The organism is Dyella sp. 2YAF14 (assembly GCF_052114725.1).
Lineage (GTDB): Bacteria > Pseudomonadota > Gammaproteobacteria > Xanthomonadales > Rhodanobacteraceae > Dyella.
The window spans coordinates 40,827-56,269 of record NZ_JBFRFH010000015.1; the positions used below are offsets into that span (position 1 = coordinate 40,827).

At 65.6% G+C, this 15,443-nt stretch carries 13 protein-coding genes; 10 read left to right on the forward strand and 3 right to left on the reverse strand.

Annotated elements, in window-relative coordinates; translation table 11 throughout:
* Positions 1–68 precede the first annotated feature (68 nt).
* The 5 genes from AB4Y82_RS17530 to AB4Y82_RS17550 all read left to right on the forward strand — a co-directional run bounded on the left by AB4Y82_RS17530 (position 69) and on the right by AB4Y82_RS17550 (position 4,738).
* The gene (locus tag AB4Y82_RS17530) at positions 69–647 is read left to right on the forward strand and encodes a TetR/AcrR family transcriptional regulator (RefSeq protein ID WP_441604965.1); all 579 of its coding nucleotides are present in this window, start codon (positions 69–71) and stop codon (positions 645–647) included.
* A 174-nt stretch (positions 648–821) separates the two neighbouring features.
* Positions 822–2,666 carry a phosphoenolpyruvate carboxykinase (GTP) gene (locus AB4Y82_RS17535; RefSeq protein ID WP_441604966.1) on the forward strand — a complete coding sequence of 615 codons (1,845 nt, stop codon included), beginning with the start codon at positions 822–824 and terminating at the stop codon, positions 2,664–2,666.
* A gap of 155 nt (positions 2,667–2,821) precedes the next feature.
* On the forward strand, positions 2,822–3,373 hold the full coding sequence (locus tag AB4Y82_RS17540) for a sigma-70 family RNA polymerase sigma factor (protein ID WP_121877918.1): 552 nt from the start codon (positions 2,822–2,824) through the stop codon (positions 3,371–3,373).
* Positions 3,370–3,816, forward strand: a complete 447-nt coding sequence (locus AB4Y82_RS17545; protein ID WP_441604967.1) for a hypothetical protein — start codon at positions 3,370–3,372, stop codon at positions 3,814–3,816. Before AB4Y82_RS17540 ends, AB4Y82_RS17545 begins: the two co-directional genes overlap by 4 nt.
* Positions 3,817–3,835: 19 nt before the next feature.
* Positions 3,836–4,738, forward strand: a complete 903-nt coding sequence (locus tag AB4Y82_RS17550; protein ID WP_441604968.1) for a DUF4097 family beta strand repeat-containing protein — start codon at positions 3,836–3,838, stop codon at positions 4,736–4,738.
* An 80-nt stretch (positions 4,739–4,818) separates the two neighbouring features.
* Here AB4Y82_RS17550 and AB4Y82_RS17555 read toward each other — a convergent pair whose 3' ends face one another.
* Positions 4,819–5,736 (reverse strand): hypothetical protein, encoded by a 918-nt coding sequence (locus AB4Y82_RS17555; protein WP_441604970.1) that lies wholly within the window; start codon positions 5,734–5,736, stop codon positions 4,819–4,821.
* 323 nt (positions 5,737–6,059) lie between these two features.
* Here AB4Y82_RS17555 and AB4Y82_RS17560 point away from each other — a divergent pair, with 323 nt between their 5' ends.
* Positions 6,060–8,897, forward strand: a complete 2,838-nt coding sequence (locus tag AB4Y82_RS17560; RefSeq protein ID WP_441604971.1) for an EAL domain-containing protein — start codon at positions 6,060–6,062, stop codon at positions 8,895–8,897.
* Positions 8,898–9,122: 225 nt separating this feature from the next.
* On the opposite strand, the gene hslO is transcribed toward AB4Y82_RS17560, so the two are convergent.
* On the reverse strand, positions 9,123–10,022 hold the full coding sequence (gene hslO / locus AB4Y82_RS17565) for an Hsp33 family molecular chaperone HslO (RefSeq protein ID WP_441604972.1): 900 nt from the start codon (positions 10,020–10,022) through the stop codon (positions 9,123–9,125).
* A 131-nt stretch (positions 10,023–10,153) separates the two neighbouring features.
* Between hslO and mtgA the strand changes: the two genes are divergently transcribed.
* The 3 genes from mtgA (at position 10,154) to AB4Y82_RS17580 (ending at position 12,431) form a co-directional block, all read left to right on the forward strand.
* Positions 10,154–10,894 (forward strand): monofunctional biosynthetic peptidoglycan transglycosylase, encoded by a 741-nt coding sequence (gene mtgA / locus AB4Y82_RS17570; protein WP_441604973.1) that lies wholly within the window; start codon positions 10,154–10,156, stop codon positions 10,892–10,894.
* Between the two features lie 66 nt (positions 10,895–10,960).
* Entirely contained in the window at positions 10,961–11,899 is a 939-nt protein-coding gene (locus AB4Y82_RS17575; protein WP_441604974.1) for a glycosyltransferase family 2 protein, read from the forward strand.
* Positions 11,900–12,002: 103 nt separating this feature from the next.
* Positions 12,003–12,431, forward strand: coding sequence for a CBS domain-containing protein (locus AB4Y82_RS17580; protein ID WP_121877911.1), 429 nt, complete (start codon positions 12,003–12,005; stop codon positions 12,429–12,431).
* A 7-nt stretch (positions 12,432–12,438) separates the two neighbouring features.
* Here AB4Y82_RS17580 and AB4Y82_RS17585 read toward each other — a convergent pair whose 3' ends face one another.
* The gene (locus AB4Y82_RS17585; protein ID WP_441604975.1) at positions 12,439–13,755 is read right to left on the reverse strand and encodes an NTP/NDP exchange transporter; all 1,317 of its coding nucleotides are present in this window, start codon (positions 13,753–13,755) and stop codon (positions 12,439–12,441) included.
* A 74-nt stretch (positions 13,756–13,829) separates the two neighbouring features.
* Here AB4Y82_RS17585 and AB4Y82_RS17590 point away from each other — a divergent pair, with 74 nt between their 5' ends.
* Complete coding sequence (locus AB4Y82_RS17590) at positions 13,830–15,431, forward strand: GMC family oxidoreductase (RefSeq protein ID WP_441604976.1); 1,602 nt, start codon at positions 13,830–13,832, stop codon at positions 15,429–15,431.
* Positions 15,432–15,443: the final 12 nt, after the last annotated feature.

Below are 15,443 nucleotides of genomic sequence, written 5' to 3' on the forward strand. Positions count from 1 at the left end.
TTTCCGTCGATTCAACGACTTGCCCGGACGCCAATTGCAAAGCGGCCCGCAGGGGCTACCATACGCGTATGAATGCAAGCGCCAAACCCGAACGCACCCGCCTGTCCGCCGAGGATTGGGAAGACGCCGCCCTCCGGCTGATCGCCGACCAAGGCGTTGGCGCACTCGCCGTCGAGGCGCTGGCACGCCAGCTGGGCGTCACCAAGGGCAGCTTCTACTGGCATTTCCGTACCCGCGAGGCGCTGCTGCAGGCGGCGCTGGAACGCTGGGAGCAATACGGCGAGAAAGAGGTGATCAGCCAGATCGAGGCCATGCCCGATCCCCGCGCGCGCCTGCCCGAATTGTTCCGCCGCGTGGCGCATGAAATCGCACCGCACCGCGTGTATGCCGCGTTGCTCAAGGCGCTGGATCACCCGCAGGTGGTGCCGGTGATGGCGCGCGTTTCGCAGCGCCGCATGGAATTCCTCACCACCATTTACAGCGAGGCCGGCCTGGTGCCGGAAGAAGCGCTCAATCGCGCCCGGCTGACTTATGCCGCCTATGTGGGCTTCCTCCAGCTCAACTTTACGCTGGGCCTGCCGCGCATCAGCCATGACGAGTTCGATGCGTACGTGGAGCACATGATCCGCACCCTCACGCCGGCCTGACCCTCGGCCAGGCACCATCGCTCGCACGAACGCCGCCCTCGGGCGGCGTTTTTTTATGTTGCCAACCACTGGTAGTCCAGCTGGCAAAGTGGTCTGCAGTTACACCTGTAACTATCGGGTCTGGCAGCGAATTAGGGGTGCGCCCAGTTGGCTTTTGCTGCGCCATGCCTTGCCATGCCAGTGCACGTAAGTTACCGTTTCTGTTCTTTTTTAGCTCAAGACCAGAGTGAGGAAACGATGTCGAGCAAGCTGGCAGCGCTGCAGCGCTGGGTTGATGAGGTCGCGGCGCTGACCCGTCCGGCAAAGATCCATTGGTGCGACGGCTCGGACTCCGAGTACCAGCAGCTGGTGCAGCACATGCTGGGCACCGGCGACTTGATCGAGTTGAACCAGGAGACCCATCCGGGCTGCTACCTGCATCGCTCGAGCCCCTCCGACGTGGCCCGCGTCGAGCACCTCACCTTTGTGTGCACCAAGGACGAGGTCGACGCCGGCCCGAACAATCACTGGATGGCCCCGGCCGATGCGCACGCCAAGATGGACGCGCTGTTCGACGGTTGCATGGAAGGCCGCACCATGTATGTGATTCCCTACTGCATGGGCCCGATCGACTCCCCGCTCGCCCGTTGCGGCGTTGAGATCACCGATAGCCCCTACGTGGTCGCCAACATGCGCACCATGACGCGCATGGGCGCCGCCGCACAGGCGCGCATCGAGCGCGAAGGCACGTTCGTGAAGGGGCTGCACTCCACTGGCGAACTCGATCCCGAGCGCCGCTTTATCATGCACTTCCCCGAAGAGCTGACCATCAAGTCCTACGGCTCGGGCTACGGCGGCAATGCATTGCTCGGCAAGAAGTGCCACGCGCTGCGCATCGCCAGCTACCAGGCCAAGTCCGAGGGCTGGCTGGCCGAACACATGCTGATCGTGGGCATCGAAAACCCACAGGGCGAAACGCATTACATCGCCGCCGCGTTCCCGTCCGCCTGCGGCAAGACCAACCTCGCCATGCTGATTCCGCCGGAGGCTTACCGCCAGGACGGCTGGAAGGTGTGGACGGTGGGCGACGACATCTGCTGGATGCGCCCGGGTGCGGATGGACGTCTGTACGCGATCAACCCGGAAGCCGGTTATTTCGGCGTGGCCCCGGGCACCAGCGACGCCACCAATCCCAATGCGCTGTCGACGATTGCGCGCGACACCATCTTCACCAACGTCGCCGTCACCGCCGACAACCAGCCGTGGTGGGAAGGCTTGCCAGGCACGCCGGTCACCGACTGGCAGGGGCGTCCGTATGACCCGGCGAACGGCCCGGCCGCGCATCCCAATTCGCGCTTCACCGTCAGCGCCAGGCAGTGCCCGACCTGGTCGCCGCGCGCAGAGGATGCGCAGGGCGTGCCGATCAGCGCCATCGTGTTCGGCGGTCGCCGTCCTTCACTGATCCCCCTGGTGTTCGAGGCGAAGGACTGGAAGCACGGTGTGCTTGTCGGCGCCGCCATGGGCTCGGAAACCACCGCCGCCGCCACCGGCGCCGTCGGCGTGCTGCGCCGCGACTCGATGGCCATGAAGCCGTTCGCCGGCTATCACTACGGCGACTACTTCCGTCACTGGCTTTCGTTTGACCAGCCGGGCGCCAAGCTGCCGAAGATTTTCCACGTCAACTGGTTCCGCAAGGGCGAGGACGGCCGCTTCCTGTGGCCGGGCTTCGGCGACAACCTGCGCGTGCTGCAGTGGATGATCGATCGCGTGGAAGGCCGCGCCGCGGGCAACCACACGCCGATCGGCACGCTGCCGAAGGCTGGCGAGATCAAGCTCGACGACCTCCAGCTCGACCGCGCCACGGTCGACACCTTGTTCGAAGTGGACCAGGCCGGCTGGACCGCCGAACTCGCCGCCATCGGCGAGTACCTGGAGAGCTTCGGCCAGCGCATGCCGCACGAGCTGCATGCCGAACAACAGCGCGTCGCCAAGGCGCTCAACGATGCGGCTGTCCCGCCGCGCGCGGCCGTCGCCTCCTGACGCCCTCCCCCTCGCCGGCCCGACGCGGCCGGCGAGGATCTCTTGCTACTGAGGCAGGCTGACCCTCTCCTCGCCCAAGGGCTCTAAACCTTGCTGCGCGCCGGTGCATCCAAGCTGGCAAGATGATTGCTGCCTGCCCCGCCACCGGAACCACCATGCCGCCGCCAGCGCCCGCCGCGGAGTCTCATGACATGGACGACGTCCAGGCGGCGGCGAGTGGCGATCGTGCGGCTTTCCAGCGGCTCTATCGGGCGCATGTGGACCGCATCTACGGCGCCATCTTGCGCCTGGCCGGCTACGACCACGCCCGCGCCGAGGATCTCACCCAGGAAGCTTTCATCCGCGCCTGGCAGAAACTGTCCGGCTTTCGCGGCGATAGTGCGTTTAGTACCTGGTTGTATCGCCTGGCGGTGAATGTCGCGTTGATGGATATCAGGTCGCGCGGTTCGGACCCGGTCACCATGATGGACGAGGAACTGATCCCCGATCACGGTGAAACGCCGTTCTGCGCCGCCGAACGCGACGAACTGGAACGTGCCATTGGCAAACTGCCGCCACGGGCGCGCGCCGTGCTGGTGCTGCACGACGTGGAAGGTTGGCGACACGAGGAGATCGGTGCCGAACTCGGCATGGCAGTGGGTTCGTCCAAGGCGCAATTGCATCGCGCCCGCGGCCTGCTGCGGAAAGTTTTGGGAGAACGCTCATGAACGAATTTGAATGGCTGCGCCAGACACGCGCCCTGCGCGAACCGGTTACTCCACGTCGCGATCTGTGGTCCGGGATCGACGCTGCACTCGATGCAGCCGATACCAGCACGGTCGTGCCCACTGCACGACGCGCATGGCGCCAGCCGCAAAACTGGCTGATCGCCGCCAGCTTCGTCGGCTTGTCGCTGTTTGCCGGCAGTCTTGCGGTGCACCTGCGCGATCGCACGCTGGCCAATGCCACGGCGTCCACCACGCCGGACGTGAGCCGCTGGCGTCCGAACGATCCGCGCCTTGCCGGCGCGGCGGTGGAACTGGATGCCGCCAACATGGAACTGCGCCAGGCCATCGAACAGGCGCCCGACTCACCGGCGCTGCAGCGACTGCTGATGCGCACCCAGAAACAACAGTCGCAGCTGCGACAGATGGAACACCAGGCTGGTTGAGTCCAGCGGAGCCTTCACCATGAAAACCGCACGCGTCATCCCACTCCTGCTCAGCCTGTCGATCGGCCAGGCCCTGGCCGACACGCCCATCAACCTCAGCCACGACGCGTTGCCCAACGCGCATGTGAGCATCAGCAACGTCAAGGGCGCCGTGACCGTGAGCGCCTGGGATCGCAACCAGGTGCAAGTCACCGGCCGACTCGGCGACGGCGCCAAGCCGCTGGCCATCGAAGGCAGCAACAGCAGCTTGAGTATCAAGGTCGAACCGCAGGGCAAGTCCGGCCTGTTCAGCTGGGGCAGCGACAGCTCGATGGGTTCCACCACGCTGGATGTGCGCGTGCCCAAGGGCGCCTCGCTCGATGTCGACGTGGTGAGCGCGCCGATGAACATCGACGGCATCGACGGCGGCAGCATCAAGGTCAACACGGTCAGCGGCAAGGCGCGCATCAATGCCCGCTCGCCCAGCGTCGATGCCGACGCCGTGAGCGGCAGCCTGGAGCTGGCCGGCAGCGCGGACAAGGTGGCGTTGCAGACGGTGAGCGGCGACATCCTCGCGCCGAACGTGGGCACCGAGGCCAACCTGCAGACGGTCTCCGGCCGCATCCATGTCAGCGGTGGTCCGTGGCGCAGGCTCAACCTGAGCACGGTCTCGGGCGATGTGCAGCTGGCCGGCGGCGTCGCGCCCAATGGCAGCTATGACGTCGACAGCATGAGCGGCGACGTGCAGATCCAGGTGCCGTCCAACCTGTCGGCGATCATCAAGGCCTCCACCTTCAGCGGCGACCTGCGCAGCGACTTCGGCACGGTGAAGAAACCCGAGCACGGCCCCGGCAGCGAGCTGGAAGCCACGGCGGGTGCGGGCGGCGCCAAGATGAATGTCGAAACCTTCAGCGGCGACCTGCGCATCCGCCGGCAGGATTGATCACCGACTGGCAGCAACGAAAAACGCCGGGCAAGCCCGGCGTTTTCTTTGCGCGTTCAACCGATGGTCGACGGCTTGAATCAGAGATCCTGGTGGTACTGCACGTACGGCGTGCGCGACTGGTCAGGTTCCGGGCCCGCCGGCGTATTGATGGCATTGCCCGACGACCACAGATTCTGCGCGCCGATGCTCAGCTGGCCCTGCCACGGCAGACGCCAGGTCACGCCCAGGTCAATGCTGTTCCAGCGACGATCCGGGTTGTAGCCGGCGCCACCGGGCACACCCGCTTCCGGCGCCATGGTACGACCCACGATGCTGCCGCTCAGCGGACCGCGATCGACGCCAAAACTCACCGCTTTCTGGTCGAGTGCATTCACGCCCAGCACGTTGCCAGGCAGCAGACGCACACGGCCGACGCTGGCGCCCAGATCGATGCCGCTCTTGCCATCCAGGGCGAAGCGACCACGCGCATTGACCTGGGTGCTGCTGTCGAAACCGGAGAGGCCGTTGACACCCGGCATGGCGCCGGGGAGCAGACGCGGCAGCGTGGCAGCGCCCTGCACATTGTCGGTGCCCACGCTCAGGCCGAGCGAATAGCGACCATCGTTATACGTTGCGCCCACTTCGCTGCCGATGATGCGCGGCGCCTGGTTGTTCGCCCAGTTGTGCTCGCTCACGCCCACGTGCGCCTGCACGTTGGGGGCGATGCCGTAGCGGAATTCGGAAGACTGCACGGTGGCCGAATCCACCGCGCGGAACTGCAGCGGCGTATCGGCCAATTGCGCCGAACCCAGCGTGTCGCTGTTCGACTGCAACGCCAGCCAACGGCCATCGGAGCCGCGCCACAGGGGCACGCCGTTGGCAGCGGCCTGGGAGGTCTGATCCGGCGTCTGCGAGAGCAGGCGACCGGCCGCGCTGTACGAATCACTGGCCGCAGTCTGTCCTGCCGCGATCAGCGGCATCAACAGCAGTGGCAATGACAAGAACAGACGACGCATGAAACGCGAAACCCCCGCGATACAGATAGGCAGGAACGGATTCGCCCCCTCCCAGAGACGAGTTAGGCCTAACGATACCACATTTTACTTTTTGCTAACACCCAGATTCCCAGTTTGTGAACCAAGTCCGTATGGCCCATCTCACGAATTTTTGACATCTGCCAACCCAATAGGTTCCCGGTTTACAGACCCGGCGACAAAGCTGAATGGAGGCGATATATAGTCCTCTCCTGTCGACAATGCCCGGAATCGCCCCACGACTGATGACATCGGTCCCTTCCAGCACAATGCCCTCATGGCCTGCGGACAGCGCTGTCGCAGCCATGCATGCCGCGGTGGAGCGACTCTTCCGCGCGGCTGATGCTGCGAGCGTGGCGGAAATCTGCGAAGTCATGCTGCGCGATCTGGGCATCGAAGGCCGCCTGCACTGGCGCCTGCTGGGCGACACCGAGCCGCCGAACGAGCAGATCACCCAGCTGGATCTGGCGGAGGATCCGCAAGGCCTGCGTTCGCTGGTGCTGGCCTTGCCCACGGGTTCGATCTCGGACCCGATGAGAGAGAACCTGGCGTGGATCGGTCGGCTGCTGGCCTGCCGCCTGCGCCAGCTGGCGGAAACCTCGCGCCTGTACGAAGCCATTTCGCGGCTGGCGCTGGCCGAGCGTCTGCAGCGCGCGCTCTACGCCATTGCCGACCAGGCGGGCGCCGAGCACAACATGACCGAGATGATGCACTCGCTGCACGCCATTCTCGGCAGCCTGATGTACGCGGAAAATTTCTACATCGCCTTGTACGACGCCGCGACCGATACGGTGCGCTTTCCGTACTACGTCGACACGATGGACAAGGAACCGCCCTCGCCCGACGAATCGGTGCCGCTGCAGGAGATGCGTTACAGCCTCACCTGGAATCTGCTGCAGGGCGGCCAGGCGATCATGGGTTCGGTGGCCGAGCTGACCGAACAGTTCAAGGGACGCTTCGTGCTGCTGGGCCCGGTGTGCGAACACTGGCTGGGCGTGCCGCTGCTGCGCGACGGTCGCGTGGTCGGCGGCATCGTGATGCAGAGCTATCGCGAGGACACCCATTACAGCGAGCACGACCGCGAACTGCTCAGCTATGTCGCCAAACATGTGCAGACCGCGCTGGAACGGCGCGAGGCGCACGAAGAACTCGAACGCCGCGTCTCCAGCCGCACGGCGGCGTTGCGCGAAGCCAACCGCGTGCTGCGCCAGCAGGTGCTGCAGCGCCAGCGTGGCGAGCGCCTGCAGGCGGCGCTGTTCCGCATCGCGGAGCTGGCCAATGCTTCCGAAAGCATCGACAACTTCTATGCCGCCGTTCACCGTGTGATCGGCGGCCTGCTCTATGCGCGCAACTTCTATATCGCGCTGCTGGACGAAGAGCAGAAAACCCTTAGCTTCCCCTACTCCGTCGACGAATTCGACACCGTGCGCCTGCCGCGCGCGCATGGCCGCGGCGTCACCGAATTCGTGCTGCGCCACGCCAAGCCACTGCTGGCCGATCCGGCGGAATTCGATCGCCTGCAGCAGAGCGGCGAAATCACCCATCGTGGTTCGCGTTCGGTGTGCTGGCTGGGCGTGCCGCTGGTCTGGGGCGATCGCGCCATGGGCGTGCTGGCCGTGCAGAGCTACTCGCCGGAACATACTTACGACGTGCGCGACCAGGAGTTGCTCACCTTCGTGGGCTACCACGTCGCCAACGCGCTGCAACGCAAGCACACCACCGAATCGCTGAAGCAGGCCTATGCCAGCCTGGAGCGCCGCGTCACCGAGCGCACGCGCGCCCTCGCGCTGGCCAACCGTGACCTGCGCGAACAGATTGCCGAGCGCGAGCGCGTGGAGCGCCGCCTCAAGTACGAGACCCTGCACGATTCGCTGACCGGCCTGCCCAATCGCACGCTGTTGCTGCAGCGCCTCGAGCAGGCCCTGCAGCGCTATCACGGCGACACGCAGGAATTGTTCGCGGTGCTGTTCATCGACCTGGATCGTTTCAAGGTCATCAACGATTCCGTCGGCCACCTGGTCGGCGACGATCTGTTGTTCCAGGTCGGCGGCCGCATCCGCGCGTGCTTGAAGACGCGCGACGTGGTGGCGCGCCTGGGCGGCGACGAATTTGCCGTGCTGGCCGAAGGCATCACCGATCCGAAGATGGCGATGCTGATCGCCGAACGCATCATCGACGAATTGCAGACGCCGTTCCGCCTCGGCGCGAAGGAAATCTTCACCTCGGCATCGATCGGCATCGCCCTGCCCAGCCCGCATTACCAGCGTCCGGAAGAGCTGCTGCGCGACGCTGATGCGGCGATGTATCGCGCCAAGGACGAAGGTCGCCATCGCGCCGCGGTGTTCGACGATCGCCTGCGCCGCGAAGCTCTGTCGCTGCTGGAAATGGAAGGCGACCTGCGCCGCGCGCTGAGCCGCAACGAATTCGTGCCGTTCTACCAGCCCATCGTGGCGCTGCAGACCGGCCGCACGGTGGGCTATGAAGCGCTGTTGCGGTGGCGCCATCCGGACCGCGGCCTGCTCACGCCCGGCGATTTCCTTGCCGTGGCCGAAGAAAGCGGCTGCTCGGAAGCCATCGACTGGCAGATCTTCGAGCAGGTCTGCGCGCAGGCCGAAGCCTTGGCGGGCAGCGATGGCTTCGTCAGCATCAACGTGTCCGGTCGCCACTTCCGTTCGCTCGACCTGGACAAGCGCCTGCTCGACCTGATCGAGTCGCATCACCTGCCGCCGCGCTGCCTGCGCGTCGAGGTGACCGAGCGCGCGCTGCTGGAGAACGCTGTCCAGGTGAAGCGCATGCTCGACAATCTGCGCGGTCATGGCGTGAGCATCGCGCTGGATGACTTCGGCACGGGTTACTCGTCGCTGAGCTATCTGCACCAGTACCCGATCGAGACGCTGAAGATCGACCGCTCCTTTATCGTGGAATTGCCGCGCGAAGGCGGTCACGGCGCCGCGGTGGTGCGCGCCATCCAGGCGCTGGCCAATTCGCTGCAGATGCAGGTGATCGCCGAAGGCATCGAAGAAGAAGACCAGCGCGAGGCACTGCTGCGCATCGGCTGCCGCTTCGGCCAGGGCTTCCTGTTTGCGACGCCGAAGATGGCTGAGGTGTGGCTGCAGCGAGAGCATCATTTTGCGTTGCCATAGGGCCTCGCACCCTTCGCTTCTCTCCCTCGGTTCCACCTGATCGTCATTCCGGCGCAGGCCGGAATCCAGTTGCGATGCAATGGATTTTTGCGGAGCCTCCAACGCAGGCTGTCGTAACGCTAGAACCAAATACCCACGCCACTGGATTCCGGCCTGCGCCGGAATGACGGGCAAAAGAAAAGGCCGGCGCCTTTCGGCTGCCGGCCCTTTTGTGACACCGCAGGTTTACTGTGCCGTATGCGGCGCACTCGCCGCCGGCGTCACACTCAGCAGATGCTCCGCATCCACGCGATCAAAGGTATAGCGCTGCGCGCAGAACTCGCAGATCACTTCGATTTCGCCTTCGCGCGCTTCCAGCGCCGCTTCCACTTCGTCGCGGCCAAGCGAGCGCAGCACCGCTTCCACGCGCTCGCGCGTGCAGCTGCAACCGAAGGCCAGCGGGCGTGGGTCGAACAGGCGCACGGACTCCTCGTGGTAGAGGCGATACAAAAGCTGCTCCGGCGGCGTGGACAGCAGCTCCTGCTGGCCCAGCGTGGCAGTGAGATGCTGGATGCGCGTCCAGGCGTCTTCGTCTTCCACGGCGTCGTGGCCGCCTTCGTCCGGCAGCTTCTGCAGCATCAGGCCCACGGCATGCTCGCCATCGGCCGCCAGCACGATGCGTGCCGGCAGCTGTTCGGACTGGCTGAAATAATTTTCCAGCGCCGAGGCCAGCTCCGGATGCTGCAGGTCGACCAGGCCCTGGTAGCGCTGGCCGCGCTCGGCATTGCCGATCGTGATCGCCATGATGGCGTCGGGCATCGCCGCCAGGTCCAGCGTTTCGGGCAGCGGATCGTTCCAGCGCGCCAGGCCGCGCAGGCGGCCGTGATCGGTGCACTCGGCGAACAACAGGCGCAGCGGGCCGCTGCTCTTCAATTCCACCGAGAGCGCGCCATCAAGCTTGATGTTGCCGGTCAGCAGCGCGCTGGCGACCAGGGTCTGGCCGAGCACCGAGCGCAGCGCCGCCGGATAGTGGGCGCGGCCGGCAACTTCGCGCCAGGCCGGGCCGAGACGGACGAGCACGCCGCGCACGCCGGCGCGCTCAAGCATGAAGCGATGCAGTACATCTTCGACTAGCACGGTTTCCACGGGATCGACCTCTCAAGAGCAATCCCCCTAGATGGGGGCGCCTGCATCCAGGCACAACGACCTTTGATACGGGCTGTCGGGGAAGGGGCTGGCGCCTCCTATACTGCCGCCAATTCCGTCCAAGCGCCGCCATGAATCCACGACGCCCGTTCGCCGCCCGCCTGCTCCGCACCCTGATGCTGCTTGCGATCTCCTGGCTGGCGCTGAGCTGGCTGGTGGTGCTGGTGCTGCGCTTCGTGCCGCCCTTGACCTCGGCGGTGATGATGGAGCGCCAGCTGGGCGCGCTCATCCATGGCGAGAAAGACTTTCGCCTGCAGCATCGGTGGGTGCCCTGGAGTCAGGTGTCGCCGTATGTGCCACTAGCGATGGTGGCCGGCGAGGACCAGAAGTTCCCCTACCACCATGGCTTTGATTTCGACTCCATCCAGACCGCCGTTGATGCCGCCGATGAAGGCCGTCGCCTGCGCGGCGCCAGCACGATCAGCCAGCAGACGGCCAAGAACCTGTTCCTGTGGAACGGGCGCAGTTTCATCCGCAAGGGGCTGGAAGCATATTTCACCGTGCTGATCGAGCTGACCTGGCCCAAGCAACGCATTCTCGAGGTGTATATGAACATCGCGGAGCTGGGCGATGGCATCTACGGCGTCGGTGCGGCCAGCGACGCGTATTTTCATATGGCCCCGGCGCGCCTTGGCGCGGCGCAGGCGGCGCGCCTCGCCGCGGTGCTGCCCAGCCCTCGACGCTTCCACGCGGATCGCCCCACGCCTTACGTACAGAGCCGTGCGAACTGGATCCAGCAGCAGATGGGGCAACTGGGCGGCCCGGGTTACCTGCAAAGCCGACAGCCCCCGCGCGACACGCGGCGACACTGAGGCTCGCCCCGCGACCTGCCAGTGCACTAGCATGCGCCCACTCTCCGGGGAATCGTCGCGCCTGCCATGTCACGCCTAACCGTTGTCGTGCCGGCCTATAACGAGGCAGCCGTGCTGCCAAGCTTCCACCTCCGCCTGAGCCAGGTGCTGGACGAACTGCCGTTCTCTTGCGACGTGCTTTACGTCGACGACGGCAGTACCGACGCCACCTGGGAACTCATCAACACCCTGGCCGCCGGCGACGCCCGCGTCGGCGCGATCAAACTCTCGCGCAACTTCGGCAAGGAAGCGGCGCTGACCGCCGGCCTGGATCAGGTCGACGCCGATGCCGCCGTCGTGATCGATGCCGACCTGCAGGACCCGCCGGAGCTGATTCCCTCGCTGGTGGAGCGCTGGCACGCGGGCTTCGATGTGGTCTATGCCACGCGCAACACGCGCCAGGGCGATACCGGCTTCAAGCGTTTCACCTCGGCCCTGTTCTATCGCAGCATGGAACAGGTCTCCGATATCCAGGTGCCGCGCGACACCGGCGATTTCCGCCTGCTGTCGCGCCGCGCGCTGGACGCCTTGCGCCAGCTGCGCGAGCGCCAGCGCTTCATGAAGGGGCTGTTCACCTGGATCGGCTATCGGCAGACGGCCGTCCATTACCTGCGCGAGCCACGCCAGGCCGGCGCCAGCAAATGGAATTATTGGCGCCTGCTGCAGCTGGCCGTCGAAGGCTTCACCTCGTTCTCCACCGCGCCCCTGCGGCTGGCCACCTGGACGGGCGTACTGGCCTCGCTGCTCGCCTTTCTGTTTGGCATCTGGGTGTTCGGCAAGGCGATGCTGCTCGGCGATCCGGTGCGTGGCTACCCGTCCCTGATGGTGGTGATCCTGTTCATGGGCGGCGTGCAGCTGCTCGCACTGGGCGTGATCGGCGAGTACCTGGGGCGCAACTATGCCGAGAGCAAACAGCGTCCGCTGTACTTCATCGAAGAGCGTTACGACGAGCGTCCCAAGCCCTGAGCGGCTTTCGCCGCGCGCTTCACATCGGGCCAACACCACGTCCGCGCGGCGGCGCTAGACTCCCTGCATGCGGCCGATCGGCGGCCTCCTGGGAGGTTCAAGCATGCGACAAGTCAAGCATTTGCTGGAAGGCAAGGGCACCGACATTTTCAGCATTGCACCGGACGCGCCCGTGCTCGAAGCGATCAAGCACATGGCGGAACGCCGAGTCGGCGCGCTGCTGGTGATGCGCGAGGATCGGCTGGTGGGCATCGTCTCCGAACGTGACTACGCCCGTAAGGTGATCCTGCAGGGTCGTTCCTCCGCGCAGACCGCGGTCTCGGAGATCATGAGCAGCCCGCCGCTGACGGTGGGGCCCGATACCGACGTATTCGACTGCATGCGCCTGTGCACCGACAGCCGCATCCGTCACCTGCCCGTGGTGACCGGCGAACGGGTCGTGGGTGTCATCTCCATCGGCGACCTGGTGAAGGAAGTGATCGACGCCCAGGCCGAACAGATCGAACAACTGCAGCGCTACATCACCAGCTGAGCGACGCTCAGGCTTTGGCGGTTTCGGCCTGCGCGGCCGCGTCCTCTCCGGCCCGCTGCTCCGGCAGCAGGTCGGGTGAATGACCGGCGCGCGCAGCCACCCACGTGGCCACCACCGCGACGCCCGCACCGATGCCGGCCATGCCGGTGGCTGCCATGCCCAGCGTGCCAAGCACGCTCACGCCACTGGTGACCAGCACGTCGCCGAAACGCCAGATCGCCGTCTCCACGAAGTTCTTGCCCTTGTAGCGCGTCTCGCGCGGCACGCGGGTGTACAGCGCGTCGACCGCCGGCTTGGTCATGCCATAGGCGAAGCCCCGCGAGCCGACCAGCATGATCGAGAGCATCGGCACCATGGCACCGAACAGGCTGACGTTGCCGATGCCCACGATCACCAGCAACACGAGCAGCACGAAGTTCACGATCGAAGGCAGCACCAGCCCCGGGCCCGCTCCCTTGCGCACCAGCAGCCAGCGCGTCAGCGTCAGTTGCAGCACCGCGCCGAGCAGGTTCGCGTAGAGATCCAGGTCGTTGTAGAACGAGGTGCGCGCCACCCGATCCGGCAGATGCGCCTTGGTGTAGTCGGCCATCAGCGCATAGGCCAGCGTGCCGATGCCATCACCCAGCACCATCAGCACCGCCATGTAGCGCAGGAACGGACGCGTCCACAATTCCTTGATGCCGGCCCACAGCGAACCGCCGATGGGTTCGTCGTTGCGCGCCTCTTCGCGGCAATCGTGTCGAGAGGAGAGTGTCACCAGCAGGGTCAGCGCGATCACCAGCGCCACCGCCGAGACCACCAGCAATGAGGCCACGCCGATGACCTGCACCAGGAACTTGGTGACCAGCGGCCCGAAGATGGCGCCGGCCATGCCGCCCAGCGCGATCAGCGGAAACACGCGACGCGCCTGCACGCTCTTGAAGATGTCCGCCATGAAGCTCCAGAACAGCGACACCACGAACAGGTTGAACACGCTGACCCAGATGAAGAAGCCCACGCCGAGCGTGCGCGCACCGATACGATCCTGCGCCATGAAGGCCGGCACAAAGGCGAGCAGGCAGGCGACGAAGAAGCTGTAGCTCCAGCCGAGCAGTCGCTTGCGCGAAAAATGCGAGACCAGCGCGCCGAACACCGGCGTCAGCAACAACATCACGCCGAAGGTGCTGGCGTAGAACAGGGGTAGCGATTGGGAGCCGACGGCGCCACTGAGCTGGTCGCGCACAGGCCGGATGATGTAATAGGCCGTCATCACGAAGAAGAAGGCCACTGCCGAGAGGATCGACGCGAGGCCTTCGTTCGCTGCGGCGGGTCGGGGGGTATTCACCGGCGTTTCCAGCGGGGGTCCGTCACAGACTAGCATGCGGCCTAGCGAACGCCGACAAGGACCAGGGGATTGGGATGACCTACGACATCATCATCGTCGGCGCAGGCTCGGCCGGTTGCGTGCTGGCCAACCGCTTGAGCGCCAGCGGCAGCAAGCGCGTGTTGCTGCTCGAAGCCGGGCCGTCGGACTGGCATCCATTGATCCACATGCCGGCAGGCATCGCGCGCCTGGCCAACAACCGGCGCCTCAACTGGAACTACCGCACCGAACCGCAGGCGCAGCTGTATGACCGCACGCTGTGGTGGCCCCGCGGCAAAACCTTGGGCGGCTCCAGTTCGATCAATGCCATGTGCTACGTCCGCGGCGTACCGGGAGACTACGATCGCTGGGCGCAGGCCACCGGCGATGCGCGCTGGTCATGGGAGCAGGTGCTGCCGTGGTTCCTGCGCAGCGAAGACAACACGCGCGGCGCCAGCAGCCTGCATGGCAGCGGTGGTCCGCTGGGCGTCAGCGACCTTCGGTATCGCAATCCGCTGTCGGAGGTGTTCATCGACAGCGCCCTGAGCGCCGGCTACCAGCGCAATGACGACTTCAACGGCCCGAGTCAGGACGGCTTTGGCTTGTATCAGGTGACCCAGCGCCACGGCGCGCGCTGCTCCACTGCAGCGGCTTATCTGCGACCCGCGAAGGAGCGACCGAATCTCCAGGTGCGTACCGGCGCCCTGGCGGCGCGCGTGGTGATCGCCCAAGGGCGCGCGGTCGGGGTGCAACTGCAAGGCAGCGATGTACTGATCGAAGGCGGCGAGGTGATTCTTGCCGGCGGTGCGGTAAACACGCCGCAGCTGCTGATGCTTTCCGGCATCGGGCCGGCCGATCATCTGCGCGAACATGGCATAGCCGTGCAGGTCGATCAGCCCGGCGTGGGCGCGAATCTGCAGGATCACCTGGACATCTGCACGCTCGACGGCAGCACGCAGAGGATCACCTACGACCATCTCAACGAACTGGCGGCAGGGTGGCGCTTCCTGCGTCATCGCGAGGGGCCGGGCACCTCCAACATCGCCGAGGCCGGCGGCTTCGTGCGCAGCCGGCTGGCCTCGGACGAACGCTGCGACCTGCAGTTCCATTTCGTGCCGGCGCTACTGGATGACCACGGCCGCCATCGCCTGCCCGGTTACGGTTACACCGTGCATGCCTGCTGCCTGCATCCGCGCAGCCGCGGCATGCTGCGACTGCGCTCGGCGGATCCCGCCGAGCCCATCGCCATCCACGCCAATTATCTGGGTGATGCCGAAGGGCACGATCTCCAGCGCATGATCGAAGGCGCCCGCCTGTCGCGTGAGATCCTCTCGCAATCCGCCTTCAACCGGTTTCGCGGCGCGCCGGTTTTTCCCGAACGTGCAATCGCCAGCGATGCCGAGTACGCCGACTTCATCCGGCGCAAGGCGGAGACCATCTATCACCCGGTGGGAACCTGCCGCATGGGCGGCGACAGCGATGCGCCGCTGGACAGCGAGCTGCGTGTACGCGGCGTGCAGAACCTGCGCGTGGTCGATGCATCGGCGATGCCCAGCCTGCCCACCGGCAACACCAATGCGCCGGTCATCATGATCGCCGAGCGGGCCAGCGCGCTGATCCTGAATGAAACCAAGCAGGCGGCGGGATTGTCCCAGTAGATCCATCCGCCA